The organism is Microbacterium jejuense (genome assembly GCF_039544225.1).
Taxonomy (GTDB): Bacteria; Actinomycetota; Actinomycetes; order Actinomycetales; family Microbacteriaceae; genus Microbacterium; species Microbacterium jejuense.
Genome location: NZ_BAABLG010000003.1, coordinates 1 through 16,305, shown reverse-complemented (window position 1 = coordinate 16,305; position 16,305 = coordinate 1). Strand labels below are relative to the sequence as shown.

Below are 16,305 nucleotides of genomic sequence, written 5' to 3'. Positions count from 1 at the left end.
GTTTCGGGACCCGTCAACGGTAGTCAGTGCCCACGGCCGATTCCGCCCGAAACCGAGGATTGCCAGCATTTCGGGGTTCCGAACCGCCTGCCCCGACGGCGGCGCGCAGCCCGGCCTCGCCCCGGCGCATGACGTGGGCATGCGCCCGCTCGAACGCCGGGCGCAGCAGCCACGCTGTCGCGTTCATCCACGCCCGACGGGTCTCGACCTGCCACAGGACGGTGACGGATGCCGCCTCACCGTCCTTCTCGACGGTCAGGCGTCCGCTCCCCCGCAGGTCGCCGTCGCTCAGGGCGCCGATCGCCCGACCCGGCTGGATGTCGGTGAGCTGCAGGCGCATGCGCAGGTCGTAGCCGAGCGGACTGCGCACCTGCAGCACGAGACGCTCACCCGGCACGAGCCTGCGCGGAGCCAGCGGCAGCGTGACACCGGGCCACCACGCGCGGGCCGCCCCGGGGCGCAGCATCCCCTCGATCTCACGCCACACGCGGTCAGCCGAGGCGTTCACGCGCCAGCGCGACACGAACGAGTACGCCGCGGGCATGCCCGGAGTCTAGGGCGGTGCAGCGGCGTCGTCAGGAGTGGACGCGCTTGCGGAGCACCTCGATGCGTGCCTGCAGCTGCGTCACCGTCGCGTGCGAGACCGCCGGTCCGCCGCAGATGCGGCGCAGCTCGGCGTGGACGAGGCCGTGCGCCTCGCCGGACTGGCGCGCGTACAGCCCGACGAGGCTGTTCAGCAGCTGCCGCTGCTCTTTGAGCGTGCGGTGCAGCGCCTGGGGCAGCGCAGGCTCCTCTTCGGGCGCAGCCTCACGTTCGTGAGCCTCGCGGGCGGAGCGGTGGCGGGACTGCCGCGACACGCGTGACATCAGCACGTCGTGCACCTGATCGGGTTCGAGCAGGCCCGGGATGCCGAGGAACTCCTCCTCCTCGGGCGTGCCCGGCACTGCGAGCTGACCGAACTCCTTGCCGTCGAAGAGCACACGGTCGAAGTGGGCGAGCGAGCCGAGCGCCTGGTACGTGAACTCCTGCTCGAGCGCGTCGGACGCCTTGTCCTCGCGCTCGGCGGCGTCCATCAGGTCCTCTTCGGCGTTCCACTCGTCGTCGCCGTCCGAGTCGCGGTCCAGCGCGTGGTCGCGCTGCACCTCCATCTCGCCCGCGAGGGCCAGCAGCTGCGGCACGTTCGGCAGGAACACGCTCGCGGTCTCGCCGCGACGGCGGGCCCGCACGAAACGACCGATGGCCTGGGCGAAGAACAGCGGCGTCGAGGCGCTCGTGGCGTAGACGCCGACCGCGAGCCTCGGCACGTCCACGCCCTCCGACACCATGCGGACGGCGACCATCCAGCGGCTGGTGGACTTCGAGAACTCCTCGATGCGCCCCGACGCCTCGGCCTCGTCCGACAGCACGACGGTGGGCATCTCGCCCGTGGCCTCGTGCAGGATCGCGGCATAGGCGCGCGCGGCGGTCTGATCGGTCGCGATCACGAGGCCACCGGCATCCGGGACATGCTCGCGCACCTCGGTGAGCCGCCGGTCCGCCGAACGCAGCACCGCGGGGATCCAGTCGCCCTCGGGATCCAGCGCCGTGCGCCACGCCTGCGAGGTGATGTCCTTCGTGTTGTCCTGGCCGAGCTGGGCCTCCATCTCTTCACCGGTCTTGGTGCGCCAGCGCATCTGCCCGGCGTAGACCATGAAGAGCACGGGCCGCACGACGCCGTCCTCGAGCGCACGCCGGTACCCGTAGGCGTAGTCGGTGCGCGAGACGCGGATGCCCTTGTGATCGGGGTGGTACTCGACGAACGGGATCGGCGCGGTGTCGCTGCGGAACGGCGTGCCGCTCAGCAGCAGGCGCCGCGTGGCGCGCGCGTACGATTCGCGCAGGGCGTCGCCCCAGCTGAGCGCGTCGCCGCCGTGGTGCACCTCGTCGAGGATCACGAGCGTCTTCGCGTCCATCGTCAGCCGCTGGTGCACCGATGCCTTCACCGCGACCTGCGCGTAGGTCACCGCGACGCCGTGGTACTGCCGTGCGGGGACGAAGTGACGGTTGCTGAACGCGGGGTCCAGCCGGATGCCGACACGCGCGGCCGCATCGGCCCACTGGGTCTTCAGGTGCTCGGTCGGGGCGACGACGACGATGCGGGTGACGATGCGGCGCCGCAGCAGCTCGCTCGCAAGGCGAAGGGCGAACGTGGTCTTGCCGGCGCCCGGGGTCGCTGCGGCGAGGAAGTCGCGCGGTCCTGCGCCGACGCCGTCGGGGCCGTCGAGCGAGAAGTACAGGTCCAGCGCCTCGGCCTGCCAGGCACGCAGGCGCTGCGCGGTGCCCCACGGGGCGCGCTGCGGGTACGTCGGAGACAGGTGCTCGGCCGCGAACGAGCCGATGTGCGGATCGGATGCCTCGGGCCCGACGTGCGGCTCCGCGGCGGTCGCCTCGGCGACGGATGCGACGGCGGATTCGTCGGTCACCGAACACCCCTTCCCCCGTAGACAACGAGTCACCACGATAGACGACGTCATCGACATCGTCGCCGGGGCCGGCCCCGAGTCGCGGCATCCCGTCTTCGCCTCGCCGGGCCCGCGATAACCTGACAGTCGGTCACAAGCCGAGGAGGACGCGAGCCACATGCCCACACGCGAGGATCACCGGAGTCCCTACGTCGCCAACGCCGAGCCGCACCCGTGGCGGCGGTACGTCGCGCTGGGCGACTCGTTCACCGAAGGGGTCGGCGATCCCGAGCCGTCGGCGCCGAACGGTCTGCGCGGCTGGGCCGATCGCGTCGCCGAGGTGCTCTCGGATCAGGTCGAGGATTTCGCCTACGCGAACCTGGCGATACGCGGACGGCTGATCGGCCAGATCGTCGAGGAGCAGGTGGAGCCGGCGATCGCGCTCAGGCCCGACCTCGTGACCTTCTCGGCCGGCGGCAACGACGTCATCCGCCCCAACGGCGACCCGGACCATGTCGCGCAGCTGTTCGAGGACGCCGTCGTGCGCCTCTCGCAGGGCGGCGCCACCGTGGTCGTCTTCACCGGCATCGACACGGCGTTCACGCCGGTGTTCCGCGGCATCCGCGGCAAGGTCGCGATCTACAACGAGAACATCCGGGCGATCGCCGACAAGTACGACTGCATCGTCGCCGACCAGTGGGCGCTCAAAGAGGTGCAGGACATGCGCTTCTTCGACGACGACCGCCTGCACTACAACGCGCTGGGCCACCACGAGATCGCGCGCATGGTGCTGCGATCGCTCAATGTGCCCAACGACCTGCAGCCCATGCAGCCCGACCCCCTGCCGCTGCGCACGTGGCGCGAGGCGCGCGCGGTCGACCTGGTGTGGGCGCGCGAGTACCTCGTGCCGTGGGTGCTGCGGCGCCTGCGTCACCAGTCCTCGGGCGACACGGTCTCGGCCAAGCGTCCCGATCCGCTGCCGGTGACGACGCTGGCACCCGGAAAGAACTCCGCGGCCCACCGCGGCGAGGAGGCCTGACCGTGGCGACGCATCTGATCACCGGCGCCGGCTCCGGCATCGGCGAGGCACTGGCCGACACGCTCACCGCGCGCGGAGATGAGCTGTGGCTGCTGGTGCGCGACGCCGGACGCGCCGCGCAGGTGCGCGAGCGGTTCCCCCGCGCGCAGACGCTCGTGGGCGATCTCGCCGACCCCGCCCGGCTGTCGTGGGCGTTCAGCCACCAGAGCGTGCCGCCGCAGCTGGACTCGCTCATCCACGTCGCCGGCATCGTCGAGCTGGGCTCTGTCGCAGACACGCCGGTCGCGACGTGGCAGCAGCAGCTCAACGTCAACGCCGTCGCTCCCGCCGAGCTCACCCGCCTCATGCTGCCCGCGCTGCGCACCGCGCGCGGACACGTGGTGTTCGTGAACTCCGGAGCGGGCCTGCGGGTCAGCCCCGAGTGGGGCTCGTACGGCGCCAGCAAGTTCGCCGTGCGCGCCATCGCCGATGCACTGCGCGAAGAGGAGCGCGGTAACGGTGTGCGGGTGACCACCGTCTACCCCGGCCGCACCGCCACCCCGATGCAGGAGAAGGTCCATCAGCAGGAAGGGTCTGCGTACGATGCCGCGCGCTGGATCGATCCCGCGTCGGTCGCGACGACGATCCTGGCCGCCCTCGACCTGCCGCGCGACGCCGAGCTCACCGAGCTGACGGTCCGCCCCGGCGCCTGACCGGACGACGCCCGGGCGCCGGCGTCAGCGGGCGCGCAGCTCCCACAGCGCCACCGCGCTCGCCGCGGCGACGTTGAGCGAGTCGACGCCGCCCGCCATCGGGATCGTGATCACCGTGTCAGCGGCTTCCAGCGCCCGTCGCGAGAGCCCGTCGCCCTCGGCCCCGAGCATGAGTGCGACCCGCTCGGGGCGTCGCGCACTGAACACATCCAGCGTCACGGCGTCGTCGGCCAGCGCCAGCGCCGCCAGCTCGAATCCTGCCTCGTGCAGCACGCCCCGCGCCTCGGACCACTCCGGCAGTCGCGTCCAGGGCACCTGGAACACCGTGCCCATGCTCACGCGGACGCTCCGGCGGTACAGCGGGTCTGCGCAGCGCGGGCTCACCAGCACGGCGTCGGCGCCGAGCCCGGCCGCTGCGCGGAAGATGGCGCCGACGTTCGTGTGGTCCACGATGTCTTCGAGCACGACGACCAGTCGCGCGCCGGCGACGACCTCGGCGACGGGCGGGAGCGCCGGCCGGTGCATCGCCGCCAGCGCGCCGCGGTGCACGGCGTAGCCGGTCAATGACTCGGCGATCTCGGGCGTGACGACGTACACCGGCGTGACGGCATCCACGAGTCCTTCGATGTCGGCAAGCCACTTCTGCTGCACGAGGACCGATCGAGGACGGTGGCCGGCCGCGAGAGCGCGCGAGATAACCTTCGCGGACTCGGCGATGTAGAGGCCCCCTTCGGGTTCGAGGACACGGCGCAGCGCGACATCGGTGAGGTCGCGGTAGTCGGCGAGGCGGTCGTCGGAGGCATCGGTGATCTCGAGGACGGGCACGCCCCATCGTCCCACGGCGGCCCGGCTCAGCCGGCGAGCCCGACGGCCGCCCACGCGCGTGCGGTGATCTCGAAGCCGCCGTCGCCGATCTCGTCGCGCAGTGCGCGCTCGAGCTGTGCGGCGGCCGCGTCGTCGAGCGTCGCGACGTAGCGTCCGGCGGGTCCGACACCGCCCAGGAACGGCTGCCACCACTCGTCGAAGTTCTGGAACGAGACGGTGCAGCCGACGACCGACTGCGTCACGTCGTGCAACCCGGCGCGCTCGAAGATGTCGACGAGCTGCCCCTCCGAAGCGCCGTTGAGCGACGCCTCGCCGCGCACACCGGGGTCGAGGGCGGTGGCCACCCGCCAGAAGTCCGACAGCGGCCCGCTGCCGCCGCCGTGATCCCACACGCACGCGCTCACCCTGCCGCCGGGTGCGCTCACCCGTGCCATCTCGGCCACGCCGCGCACCGGGTCGGTCATGAAGTGCACGACGAGCTGCGCCAGTGCGGCGCCGAACGCGCCGTCGTCGAACGGCAGATCCTCGGCGCGCCCGATGCGGACGTCCGCCGAAGGGCACGCCTCGGCCGTCGCCGCCACGAACGCCTCCTCGGGGTCGACGGCCGCGATCGGGCCGACGCCGCGGCGCCGCGCGAGTTCGAGCGTCAGCATGCCCGGCCCGCACCCGACGTCGAGCACCCGGGCGTCCGCGGGCACGCCGTCGAGGCCGAGCGCCGCGAACTCCACAGCCAGCGGCGACGAGAACCGGCCCATGAAGGCCGCGTAATCCTGCGCACTGACCCCGCCGAAGCCGCCCACGCGCTCATCCTGGCACGCTCCGGCCCCCGCCGTAACATGCCCGAAAACCACGAGGCCTACACTCGACCCCGAAGGGGGTGCGCCGTGACGACGATCGCGACCTGGTTCGACGCGAAGACGACGGATGCCGTGGCCGCAGCGGTCTCGGAGCTGTCAGGCCGACGCATCGCGGTGCTCACCGGCGCCGGGGTCTCGACGGACTCGGGCATCCCCGACTATCGCGGCGAAGGCGCCCCCGTGCGCACGCCCATGACCGCCGACACGTTCCTGTCGAGCGAGTCCGCGCGGCGGCGGTACTGGGTCGGCAGCCACCTCGGCTGGAAGGCTTTCGCGGCGGCCGCGCCGAATGCCGGCCATCGTGCGATCGCCGCTCTCGAGGCGCGGGGCCTCGCGACGGGCGTGATCACCCAGAACGTCGACGGCCTGCACGTGCGCGCCGGCAGCCGTCGCGTGGTGGAGCTGCACGGCACGATGCGCCGTGTCTTCTGCACGCACTGCGGTCAGGTGTTCGACCGCCGCGACATCGCCCGCCGCGTCGAGCACGACAACCCGTGGATCCGCATCCCCGCCGATGTGCCGCTGGGCCCGGACGGCGACGTGCTGCCCGAGACCACCGAGGGCTTCGCGATCCCGGCGTGCAGCGTGTGCGGCGGCATACTCAAGCCCGACGTCGTCTTCTTCGGCGAGTTCATCCCCGCGGCGAAATTCCGCGAGGCGGAGCAGCTCGTCCACACCAGCGAGGCACTCGTGATCGCCGGCTCATCGCTGGTGGTCAACTCCGGCATCCGCCTGCTCGAGCGCGCGCGGCGCCGCCGCCTGCCGGTCGTGATCGTCAATCGCGGGCAGACCCGCGGCGACGCCCGCGCCAGCGTCAAGATCGATGCGGGCACGAGCGAGGTCCTGCAGGCGCTCGCCGACGCCCTCCCGCCGCTCACCTGAGGCGCGCCGCCGGCCCGCCTCCGTACTCGGCTGATTCCGGGCTTCCCGTCATCTCGCGTCGATAGGGTCGAACGGTGACTGCGCTGACTCTGATCCGCCACGGCGAGACCGACTGGAACCGCGATCGACGCATCCAGGGGGCCACCGACATCCCGCTCAACGACACCGGACGCGCGCAGGCCCGTGCCGCCGCCGACGAACTGGCGGCGGAGTTCGATCGCCTCGGCGTGACTCCGGTCGTCGTGTCGAGCGACCTTCAGCGCGCCCATGAGACGGCGCGGATCATCGCCGCCGTGCTGGACGCCGAGGCGCCGATCCTCTACCCCGGACTGCGCGAGCGCCGCTACGGCGCCGCGGAGGGCATGCTGGTGCCCGAATACCGCGCGCAGCACGGCGACCCGGGCCGGCCCGCCGAGGACGAAGAGGAGCGCACGGCACTGCGGGCACGCGGTGTCGACGTGCTCCACCGCATCGCCCGCGACGTGCGTCGCACGACGGCGCCCACCGACGTGCCGGTCATCGCGGTGTCGCACGGCGGACTGATCGGCGAGCTGATCCGCCACGCCAGCGGCGACACGCTCCCCCTCGCGGGCGAGCGCCTGGGCAACGCCTCGGCGCACCGGTTCATCGTCGACCGCGACAGCGTGCGCCTGCTGTCGTACACCGCCGTCGCCGCCGCCTAGCCCCTCCCGCGGGCGGCAGCCGCGTCAGCCGCTGGCGCGGCCCAGCACGCTTCGCGCGTGCCGCAGCACGGGCTCATCGACCATCTTGCCGCCGTACGAGAACACTCCCCGCTCCCCCGTCGCCGCGGCCAGCACTCCACGCGCCCACGACACCGTCTTCTCGTCGGGCCGGTAGGCGGCGCGGATGATCGCGACCTGCGACGGGTGGATGCAGGCGGTCGCGCGGAATCCGGATGCCGCGGCATCTGCCGCCTCGATGGCCAGGCGCTTCGTGTCGTCGATGTCGAGGTGCACGGCGTCGATCGCGGCCTTGCCGCGTCCCCCCGCGGCCAGCAGCACGCGCGAACGCGCGTACCGCGCGATGTCGCGGTAGCGGCCGTTGGGCTTGCGGCTGGAGGTGCCGCCGAGCGACGCGACGAGATCCTCGGCGCCCCACATGAGCGCCACGACGTTGTCGAGCGCGGCGATGCGATCCGCCTGCGCGATGCCCTTGGCCGTCTCGCACAGCGCCACGACCTCGAACCGCGGATCCAGACGGCCGATGCGCTTGGGCGACTCCGCCTTGGCGACCATGATGCGCCGATAGTCGGTCTGCGAGAGCGTCGACAGGTCGGCGGTGAACGCGTCGGTCTCGGGCGGGTTGACGCGCACGATCACACGCTCCGGGTCGAGCTCGGACTCGATGAGGTGGCCTCGCGCGGCCGCCTTGTCGGCGGGGGCCACGGCGTCCTCCAGGTCGAGGATGACGGCATCGGCCCGCTCCAGCGCCTTCGCGTAGCGCTCAGGGCGGTCGGCGGGGCAGAACAGCAGGGCCGGTCCGAGGTCGAAGCTCACGGGGTCTCCTCCGGGGTGTCGGGAGTGCACCACATGAGCGCGGTGCGGGTGGCGCGGGCGACGACCTCGCCGTGCTGGTTGCGGCCGGTGTGCCGCAGTGTCACGATGCCCTGGCCGGGCCGCGACGCCGAGGGGCGCTTGGACACCACCTCGGTCTCGGTGTACAGCGTGTCGCCGTGGAACAGCGGCGCCGGGAACGAGACGTCGGTGAGGCCGAGCTGCGCGACCAGGGTGCCCTGCGTGATCTGCGACACGGATGCCCCGACCATCGTCGCGAGCGTCCACATCGAGTTCATGAGACGCTGCCCGAACGGCTGGGCGGCCGAGTACGCGGCATCCAGGTGCAGCGCCTGCGCGTTCATCGTCAGCGACGAGAACAGCACGTTGTCGGTCTCGGTGGCCGTCCGCCCTGGGCGGTGCAGGTAGCGGGCGCCCACCTCGAGCTCGTCGTAGTACAGCCCGCGCTGGACGATCTCGGTGCTGCTGCCAGGCTCGCTCACGGTGTCACGCTACCCCGAGCGCTCGCGCGATGACGAGCAGCTGCACCTCGTTGGTGCCCTCGCCGATCTCGAGGATCTTCGAGTCGCGGTAGTGGCGCGCGACCGGGTACTCGTTCATGAACCCGTTGCCGCCGAACACCTGCGTCGCGTCGCGGGCGTTGTCCATCGCGGCATCGCTCGCCGTGAGCTTGGCGATCGCGGCCTGCGTCTTGAACGGCTTGCCGGCATCGCGCAGCCGCGCCGCGTGGTGCCACGCGAGCCGCGCGACGTGCACGCGCTGCTGCATGCGGGCCAGGAGGAACTGGATGCCCTGACGGGTGGCGAGCGCCTCGCCGAACACTGTGCGCTTCTGGGCGTAGTCGACGGCGGCTTCGAGGCATCCCTCCGCCGCCCCGGTGGACAGCGCGGCGATCGCGATGCGCCCCTCGTCGAGGATGTGGAGGAAGTTCGCGAACCCGCGGCCGCGCTCGCCGAGCAGGTTGCCCTCCGGCACGCGCGCGTCCTGGAACGTCAGCGGGTGCGTGTCGGAGGCGTGCCAGCCGACCTTGTCGTAGGCGGGCTCGACGGTGAAGCCGGGCGTGCCGCCCGGCACGACGATCGTCGAGATCTCTTTGCGCCCGCCGGACTCGCCGGTGACCGCGGTGACGGTGACGAACCGGGTGATGGCGGTGCCGGAGTTGGTGATGAACTGCTTCGACCCGTTGATGACCCACTCGCCGCCGTCCAGGCGCGCGGTCGTGCGGGTGGCGCCGGCATCGGACCCCGCCTCGGGCTCGGTGAGCCCGAACCCGGCGAGCGCGCGTCCTGCCAGCAGGTCGGGCAGCAGCTCGTGCTTCTGCTCGTCGGTGCCGAACCGGAACACCGGCATCGCGCCGAGGCTGACCCCCGCCTCCAGCGTGATGGCGAGGGACTGGTCGACTCGGCCGAGCGCCTCGATCGCGAGGCACAGGGCGAAGTAGTCGCCGCCCTGGCCGCCGTACTCCTCGGGGAAGGGCAGGCCGAACAGCCCCAGCTCCCCCATCTGCGCGACGATGTCGAGCGGCAGCGTGTGCGTGCGGTCGGCCTCGTACGAGCGCGGCGCGACGACCTCGCCGGCGAACTGGCGCACCAGCCCGGCGAGCTCGCGCTCGTCGTCGGTGATGTCGTAGTCGTAGTCGGGCATCAGTCGTTCTCCTTCACGTGCGCGAGCACCTGGTCGCGCCGCACCTGGTCGCCCACGGCGACGTCGATGCGGACGAGCCCGGCGTGCGGAGCAGTCACAGGGTGCTCCATCTTCATGGCCTCGATGGTCGCGATCCGGTCCCCCGCGGCGACGGTGGCGCCGTCGGCCACGTGGACGGCGACGACGGCCCCCGGCATGGGGGCGCGCAGTTCGGGATCGGATGCCGCAGCCCCGCGTTCGCGGGCCGCGCGGCGCCGTTCGGCCGCGTGCCGGCGCGTCAGCGGCCGCAGCGCGGACGTGACCCCGTCGGCATGGATCCACAGGATGCCGTCGTCCGTGGTCGCGACGACGACGCCGTCCGCGAGCGCCCGGCCGACCGGGCGTGCGCTCCCGCGCCGCGCCCCCACGGCGACGACGGGGCCGGACTCGGGCACCTCGCTCCACACGATGCTGCCGTCGCCGGTCTCGAAGGCTGCGGTCACGGGTACCGCCGGAGCGCCCGGGCGCCATCCCGTCGCCGTCTGCCACAGGACAGAGGCGTGCCCCCCGCGTCCCCCGTGCCCAGAACGCGGTTTCTCGCCGAAAGACCCCGTTCCCGACGACGACAACGGGGTTGGTCGGCGAGAAACCGCGTTGTCGCCGAGGACGGTGGCAGCAGCGGCGGCGAGCGCGGCGGCAGAAGGGGCGGGGACGATGTATGCGGGCAGACGCTCGATGAGCCCGGTGTCCATGTCGGCGCTCTGCACGCCAGGGTCGGCGAGGAGCACCCGGAGGAACCCGATGTTGGTGTCGACACCCAGCACGACGGTCTCGGCGAGCGCGGCATCGAGCCGTCGCAGAGCCTCGGCGCGATCGGGAGCGTGGGCGATGACCTTGGCGATCATGGGGTCGTAGTCGGAGGTGACGACGCTGCCGGTCTCGACGGCGCCGTCGGTGCGGACGCCGGGTGCGGCACGCCAGGCGACCACCTCACCCGTCGCGGGCAGGAAGCCGCGCTCAGGCGACTCGGCGTACACCCGCGCCTCGATCGCGTGTCCGTCGAGGTGCACGTCGTCCTGGGCGATCCGCAGCACCTCGCCGGCCGCGATGCGCAGTTGCTGCTCGACCAGGTCGACGCCGGTCACCAGCTCGGTGACGGGGTGCTCGACCTGCAGCCGCGTGTTCATCTCGATGAAGAAGAACTCGTCGGGCCGATCGGCCGCGACGAGGAACTCCACGGTTCCCGCGCCGCGATAGTCGACGGATGCCGCAGCCGCACAGGCCGCGGCGCCCAGGCGTGCGCGCGTCGCCTCGTCGACGACCGGCGACGGCGCCTCCTCGACCACCTTCTGGTGGCGCCGCTGCAGCGTGCATTCGCGCTCGCCGAGGTGGATGACTCCCCCGTGCGCGTCGGCGAGCACCTGGACCTCGATGTGGCGCGGGCGCTCGATGAGCCGCTCCAGCAGCAGCGTGTCGTCGCCGAACGCGGCCGCCGCGACCCGCCGCGCGGTGGCGAGGGCGTCGGGCAGCTCGGCGGCCGAGCGCACCACCTGCATGCCCTTGCCGCCTCCGCCCGCCGAGGGCTTGACCAGGAGCGGATAGCCGGTGGCGTCGGCGGGCGCCGCGATGTCGGCATCCGTCATCCCCGCCGCGCTGAAACCCGGCACCGTCGGCACGCCATGTGCCGCGACGTGCTCCTTGGCGCGGATCTTGTCGCCCATGACCTCGAGCGCGCGCTCGCCGGGGCCGATGAAGACGAGCCCGGCGGCGGCGCAGGCCCGCGCGAAAGCGACGTTCTCAGACAGGAACCCGTAGCCCGGGTGCACCGCCTGCGCGCCGGTCGAGACGGCCGCGGCGACCACCGCCCCGACGTCGAGGTACGACTGCGCGGCAGCGGCCGGGCCGATGCGCACCGCGACGTCGGCCTCGCGCACGTGCGGTGCGGAGGCGTCGGCGTCACTGTAGACGGCGACCGAGCGGATGCCGAGGCGGCGGAGCGTGCGGATCACGCGTCGCGCGATCTCGCCGCGGTTGGCGACGAGGACGGTCTGGAACATGCTCTTCCTCACATCCGGAACACGCCGAAGCGCGGTTCGGGCAGCGGCGTGCGCGAGACGACGTCCAGGGCCAGTCCCAGGAGGTCGCGGGTGTCGAGCGGGTCGACGACGCCGTCGTCCCAGAGCCGGGCCGTCGCATAGTACGGGTTGCCCTGCTCCTCGTACTGCGCGCGGATCGGCGCCTCGAACGCCGATTGGTCTTCCACGGACCATTCCTCGCCGCGGGCCTCGAGCTGGTCACGCTTGACCGTCGACAGCACCGACGCCGCCTGCGGACCGCCCATCACCGAGATGCGGCTCGCGGGCCAGGTCCACAGGAACCGCGGCGAGTACGCCCGCCCGCACATGGAGTAGTTTCCGGCGCCGAACGAGCCGCCGATGACGACCGTGAGCTTGGGCACGCGGGTCGTCGCGACGGCGGTGACCATCTTGGCGCCGTCCTTGGCGATGCCGCCGGCCTCGGCGTCGCGGCCGACCATGAAGCCCGAGATGTTCTGCAGGAACAGCAGCGGGATGCCGCGCTGATCGCACAGCTCGATGAAGTGGGCGCCCTTCAGCGCCGACTCGCCGAACAGCACGCCGTTGTTCGCGACGATCCCCACGGGGTGCCCGTGGATGTGCGCGAACCCGGTGACCAGGGTCGTGCCGTACTCGCGCTTGAACTCGTGCAGCTCACTGCCGTCCACCAGCCGGGCGATCACCTCGCGCACGTCGTAGGGCTGGTTGACGTCGACGGGCACGACTCCGTAGAGATCGGATGCCGCCACGACGGGGTCGACGGTCGGCACGACCTCCCACGCGGGAGCTGCGGGCGGCGGCAGCGTCGCCACGATGTCGCGGACGATCTCCAGAGCATGCTCGTCGTCCTCGGCGAGGTGGTCGACGACGCCGGAGCGCCGCGCGTGCAGCTCTCCCCCGCCGAGCTCCTCGGCCGTCACGACCTCGCCGATCGCCGCCTTCACGAGCGGCGGACCGCCGAGGAAGATGGTGCCCTGGTTCCGCACGATCACCGTCTCGTCGCTCATCGCGGGGACGTAGGCGCCGCCTGCGGTGCACGAGCCGAGCACCGCGGCGATCTGCGGGATGCCGGCGGCCGACAGGCGCGCCTGGTTGAAGAAGATGCGGCCGAAGTGGTCGCGGTCGGGGAACACCTCGTCCTGCATCGGCAGGAAAGCACCGCCCGAGTCCACGAGATAGATGCACGGCAGCCGGTTCTCCCACGCGATCTCCTGCGCGCGGAGGTGCTTCTTGACGCTCAGCGGGTAGTAGGTGCCGCCCTTGACCGTCGCGTCGTTGCAGACCACCATCACGTGACGGCCGTGCACGAGCCCGATTCCCGCGATGACGCCGGCCGCCGGCGCCTCGCCGCCGTACAGGCCCTCCGCGGCCAGTGGGGCGATCTCGACGAACGGGCTTCCCTCGTCGAGCAGCCGGGCGACCCGGTCGCGCGGCAGCAGCTTGCCACGGGCGACGTGGCGCTCGCGCGATGCGACCGGCCCCCCGAGGGATGCCGCCGCCAGACGCGTCCGCAGGTCCTCGGCGAGCGCGCGCTGCGCGGCATCGGCGCGCGCGAACGCGTCGTCGGGCCGGGCCTGGGTGGTCAGCACGCTCATGGCTCTGCGCTCCGTGTCATCCTCGTCGACGTCACGATCGGGTCACACCTGTGGACCGGGTCCTTGTCTGGGTGCGGCTCGATTGGTTAGTGTTCACTAACTGAGGTTTAGGTTAGCGACCATTAACTGAGATCGCAAGCCCACCCCCATTCCCGGAGTACAGATGACTGACGGCGTCACCGACCGCAACCGCGCCAAGGCCGATCGGCATGCCGCGATCCTTCAGCAGGCCGCCGCCTTGTTCGCCGAGCGCGGCTTCAGCGGCGTCAGCCTCGAAGACATCGGCAGCGCGGTGGGCATCAGCGGACCCGCCCTGTACCGCCACTTCGCGGGCAAGCAGGCCCTGCTGGGGGCGATCCTCGTCGAGGTGAGCGAGCGCCTGCTCGCCGGCGGCCGCACCGTCGCGTCGACGCATGACGATGCCGACGCGCAGCTGGACGCCCTCATCGACTTCCATGTCGCCTTCGCGCTGCACGACGCCGATGTCATCCGCGTGCAGGACCGCGACATGGCGAGCCTCAGCGACGACGACCGCCACACCGTGCGGCGCCTCCAGCGGGAGTACGTCGAAGTGTGGATCGGCATCCTGTCTGTCGTCCACCCCGATCGCGAGGACGACGACCTGCGTGTGCGCGCGCACGCGTGCTTCGGCCTCATCAACTCCACGCCCCACACCGTCCGCGTGGGACGCTCGCGGCCCGCCGACTCCGATGTGCGCGGCATCCTGCATTCGATGGCCCGCGCCGCCCTCACCGCCTGACCGCACCGGCCTCGACGCTCTAGTCTGGACGCGATGGCGGGGGCGAGCCACACCGACGGCGCAGAGCCGGGTCCGCGGGGCGATCCGGCCCCCGACGCACGCCCGGACGGGCCCGAGATCGACGAGGGCTCGCGCCGCGACTTCCTGAAGCTCGGCGGCATCGCGACCGCGGGACTCGTCGTCGGCGGAGCGATCGGCGCCGCGGGAGGAGCGACGATCGGCCATGAGCTCGGCGTCCGCGAAGGCTCTGCCGACCTGGGCACGGTTCCGCCGCGCGCCGAGCCCGGCTTCGACCACATCGTCGTGCTCATGGGCGAGAACCGGTCGTTCGACAATCTGCTGGGGCGGCTCTACGCCCCCGGCACACTCCCGGCCGGCGCGACGTTCGACGGGCTGGAGTTCGGTGATTACGCGAGCCCCGCGCCGGACGGCGAGCGCATCCCCGCCCACGTGTACACAGGCTCGACCGACGTGATCATGGGCAGCCCCGACCCGGATCCGGGCGAGGAGTACCCGCACGTCAACACCCAGCTGTTCGGCGTCGTCGATCCGCCGGGCAACGCCGCAGCCGAGATCGCCGCCATGCAGTCGCCCTTCAACGCACCGCGCACCGGCGCCGCGCCCACGATGGACGGCTTCGCGCTCGACTACCGCAACAATCTCGTCCGGCTGCGCCACGGCTCCGAGCCGAGCCTCGACGACGTGTCGAAGATCATGGGCGGGTTCTCTCCCGAGCAGCTGCCGGTGCTCTCGACGCTCGCCCGGGAGTTCGCGGTCTTCGACGCCTGGTTCTGCGCCGTACCGTCGCAGACCTATTGCAACCGCTCGTTCTTCCACGCGTCCACGTCGCACGGCTTCGTCACGAACCGCGATCACGGCGGGTACGAGAAGTGGCTCGAGGTGGATGCCGCCCCCACCGTGTTCGACCGCCTCGAAGACGCGGGGCTGACCTGGAAGGTCTACTTCGACGAGCTGCAGCTCGTCTCGCTCACCGGCATCCTGCACTCTCCGAGCCTGGAGAAGTACTGGCGCACCGACCACTTCGTCTACATGTCGGAGTTCTACACCGACGCTGCCGACGGCACGCTGCCGGCCTACGCGTTCATCGAACCGCGGCTCGTGTACAACCACAACGACTTCCACCCGCCGGTGGGCGTGTTCCGCGAGAGCGATGTCTCCGGGGAGCCCGTGATCGATTCCGCGGTCTCGGACGTCCGCGCCGGTGAGAAGCTCGTCGCCGAGGTGTACGACGCGATCCGCACGAGCGCGAGCGCCGACGGCTCCAACGCGGTCAACACGCTGCTGCTGATCACGTTCGACGAGCACGGCGGCACGTACGACCACGTCGCGCCGCCGGCCGCGACTCCCCCGCACGCCGATGCCGCGGCGGGCGAGATGGGCTTCGCCTTCGACCGGCTCGGGCTGCGCGTGCCGGCGATCGCGGTGTCGGCGTACACCCGTGCAGGCACGATCGTGCACGACGAGATGCACCACGGCGCGCTCGCCGCGACGCTCGCGAAACTGCACGGGCTGCGGCCGCTCACGCGCCGTGACGCGGAGGCGCGCGACCTGTTCGCCGTGGTGAATCTCGGACGGCCCCGCGACCCCGCGACGTGGCCGCTCGTCCACCCGCAGTATCTGCCGCCGAACCCGGCCGAGGACCAGCGCATCGACCTCAAGAACGGCCCGCACCGCGACAAGCCGCTGAGCCCGCCCGGCAAGGGGCTCCTCGGTCTGCTGCTGGCGAAGTACGGCAGCGCCGACGACGAGGACCCGCAGACCTACGCCGACGCGTACCGGATCCTGCAGGCGAAGGGGCTCGGCCTGTTCTACCCCAAGAAAGGCTGATCGGCCGGTCCCGCAGGACCGGCCGATCGACACCGCTGCGACTGTCGGACTGCTAGCTGTACTGCCCAGGCAGGTTGGTTAACCGGGTGATCGGTGGGACCTTGCCGATGGCGGTGTGGGGCCGGTGGTGATT

General features: G+C 71.9%; 15 protein-coding genes. 6 read left to right on the top strand and 9 right to left on the bottom strand.

All coding sequences use genetic code 11. The features are described from left to right. Nucleotides 1-13: 13 nt before the first annotated feature. Both ABEA46_RS04290 and ABEA46_RS04285 read right to left on the bottom strand, forming a co-directional pair. Entirely contained in the window at nucleotides 14-544 is a 531-nt protein-coding gene (locus ABEA46_RS04290) for an SRPBCC family protein (RefSeq protein ID WP_345543131.1), read from the bottom strand. Nucleotides 545-575: 31 nt separating this feature from the next. After that, nucleotides 576-2,462, bottom strand: coding sequence for a DEAD/DEAH box helicase (locus tag ABEA46_RS04285; protein ID WP_425563156.1), 1,887 nt, complete (start codon nucleotides 2,460-2,462; stop codon nucleotides 576-578). 157 nt (nucleotides 2,463-2,619) lie between these two features. Here ABEA46_RS04285 and ABEA46_RS04280 point away from each other — a divergent pair, with 157 nt between their 5' ends. Next, the gene (locus ABEA46_RS04280) at nucleotides 2,620-3,480 is read left to right on the top strand and encodes an SGNH/GDSL hydrolase family protein (RefSeq protein WP_345543130.1); all 861 of its coding nucleotides are present in this window, start codon (nucleotides 2,620-2,622) and stop codon (nucleotides 3,478-3,480) included. A gap of 2 nt (nucleotides 3,481-3,482) precedes the next feature. Beyond that, a complete protein-coding gene (locus ABEA46_RS04275) occupies nucleotides 3,483-4,172 on the top strand; it encodes an SDR family oxidoreductase (RefSeq protein ID WP_345543129.1) in 690 nt (229 codons plus the stop codon). A gap of 24 nt (nucleotides 4,173-4,196) precedes the next feature. Here ABEA46_RS04275 and ABEA46_RS04270 read toward each other — a convergent pair whose 3' ends face one another. Together ABEA46_RS04270 and ABEA46_RS04265 are read right to left on the bottom strand one after the other, a co-directional pair. Then, nucleotides 4,197-4,997: a TrmH family RNA methyltransferase gene (locus tag ABEA46_RS04270; protein WP_345543127.1), complete on the bottom strand. Its 801-nt coding sequence runs from the start codon at nucleotides 4,995-4,997 to the stop codon at nucleotides 4,197-4,199. A gap of 26 nt (nucleotides 4,998-5,023) precedes the next feature. Then, nucleotides 5,024-5,797 (bottom strand): class I SAM-dependent methyltransferase, encoded by a 774-nt coding sequence (locus ABEA46_RS04265; RefSeq protein WP_345543126.1) that lies wholly within the window; start codon nucleotides 5,795-5,797, stop codon nucleotides 5,024-5,026. A gap of 84 nt (nucleotides 5,798-5,881) precedes the next feature. Here ABEA46_RS04265 and ABEA46_RS04260 point away from each other — a divergent pair, with 84 nt between their 5' ends. Together ABEA46_RS04260 and ABEA46_RS04255 are read left to right on the top strand one after the other, a co-directional pair. After that, nucleotides 5,882-6,736: a Sir2 family NAD-dependent protein deacetylase gene (locus tag ABEA46_RS04260; RefSeq protein ID WP_425563155.1), complete on the top strand. Its 855-nt coding sequence runs from the start codon at nucleotides 5,882-5,884 to the stop codon at nucleotides 6,734-6,736. Nucleotides 6,737-6,810: 74 nt separating this feature from the next. Next, nucleotides 6,811-7,419 (top strand): histidine phosphatase family protein, encoded by a 609-nt coding sequence (locus tag ABEA46_RS04255; protein WP_345543125.1) that lies wholly within the window; start codon nucleotides 6,811-6,813, stop codon nucleotides 7,417-7,419. Nucleotides 7,420-7,443: 24 nt separating this feature from the next. Here ABEA46_RS04255 and ABEA46_RS04250 read toward each other — a convergent pair whose 3' ends face one another. Genes ABEA46_RS04250 through ABEA46_RS04230 form a run of 5 tightly spaced genes read right to left on the bottom strand, consistent with a single transcriptional unit; the run spans nucleotide 7,444 to nucleotide 13,564 of the window. Continuing rightward, a complete protein-coding gene (locus ABEA46_RS04250; protein ID WP_345543124.1) occupies nucleotides 7,444-8,253 on the bottom strand; it encodes an HpcH/HpaI aldolase/citrate lyase family protein in 810 nt (269 codons plus the stop codon). Further along, nucleotides 8,250-8,753, bottom strand: coding sequence for a MaoC family dehydratase (locus ABEA46_RS04245; RefSeq protein ID WP_345543123.1), 504 nt, complete (start codon nucleotides 8,751-8,753; stop codon nucleotides 8,250-8,252). The genes ABEA46_RS04250 and ABEA46_RS04245 overlap by 4 nt, the downstream gene beginning before the upstream one ends. 4 nt (nucleotides 8,754-8,757) lie before the next feature. Continuing rightward, a complete protein-coding gene (locus ABEA46_RS04240; protein WP_345543122.1) occupies nucleotides 8,758-9,915 on the bottom strand; it encodes an acyl-CoA dehydrogenase family protein in 1,158 nt (385 codons plus the stop codon). After that, a complete protein-coding gene (locus ABEA46_RS04235; RefSeq protein WP_345543121.1) occupies nucleotides 9,915-11,951 on the bottom strand; it encodes an acetyl/propionyl/methylcrotonyl-CoA carboxylase subunit alpha in 2,037 nt (678 codons plus the stop codon). Before ABEA46_RS04235 ends, ABEA46_RS04240 begins: the two co-directional genes overlap by 1 nt. 8 nt (nucleotides 11,952-11,959) lie before the next feature. Then, on the bottom strand, nucleotides 11,960-13,564 hold the full coding sequence (locus ABEA46_RS04230) for a carboxyl transferase domain-containing protein (protein WP_345543120.1): 1,605 nt from the start codon (nucleotides 13,562-13,564) through the stop codon (nucleotides 11,960-11,962). A gap of 163 nt (nucleotides 13,565-13,727) precedes the next feature. Between ABEA46_RS04230 and ABEA46_RS04225 the strand changes: the two genes are divergently transcribed. Both ABEA46_RS04225 and ABEA46_RS04220 read left to right on the top strand, forming a co-directional pair. Beyond that, nucleotides 13,728-14,324, top strand: coding sequence for an SACE_7040 family transcriptional regulator (locus ABEA46_RS04225; RefSeq protein WP_345543119.1), 597 nt, complete (start codon nucleotides 13,728-13,730; stop codon nucleotides 14,322-14,324). Nucleotides 14,325-14,357: 33 nt separating this feature from the next. Beyond that, nucleotides 14,358-16,172: an alkaline phosphatase family protein gene (locus ABEA46_RS04220; protein WP_345543118.1), complete on the top strand. Its 1,815-nt coding sequence runs from the start codon at nucleotides 14,358-14,360 to the stop codon at nucleotides 16,170-16,172. Nucleotides 16,173-16,305: the final 133 nt, after the last annotated feature.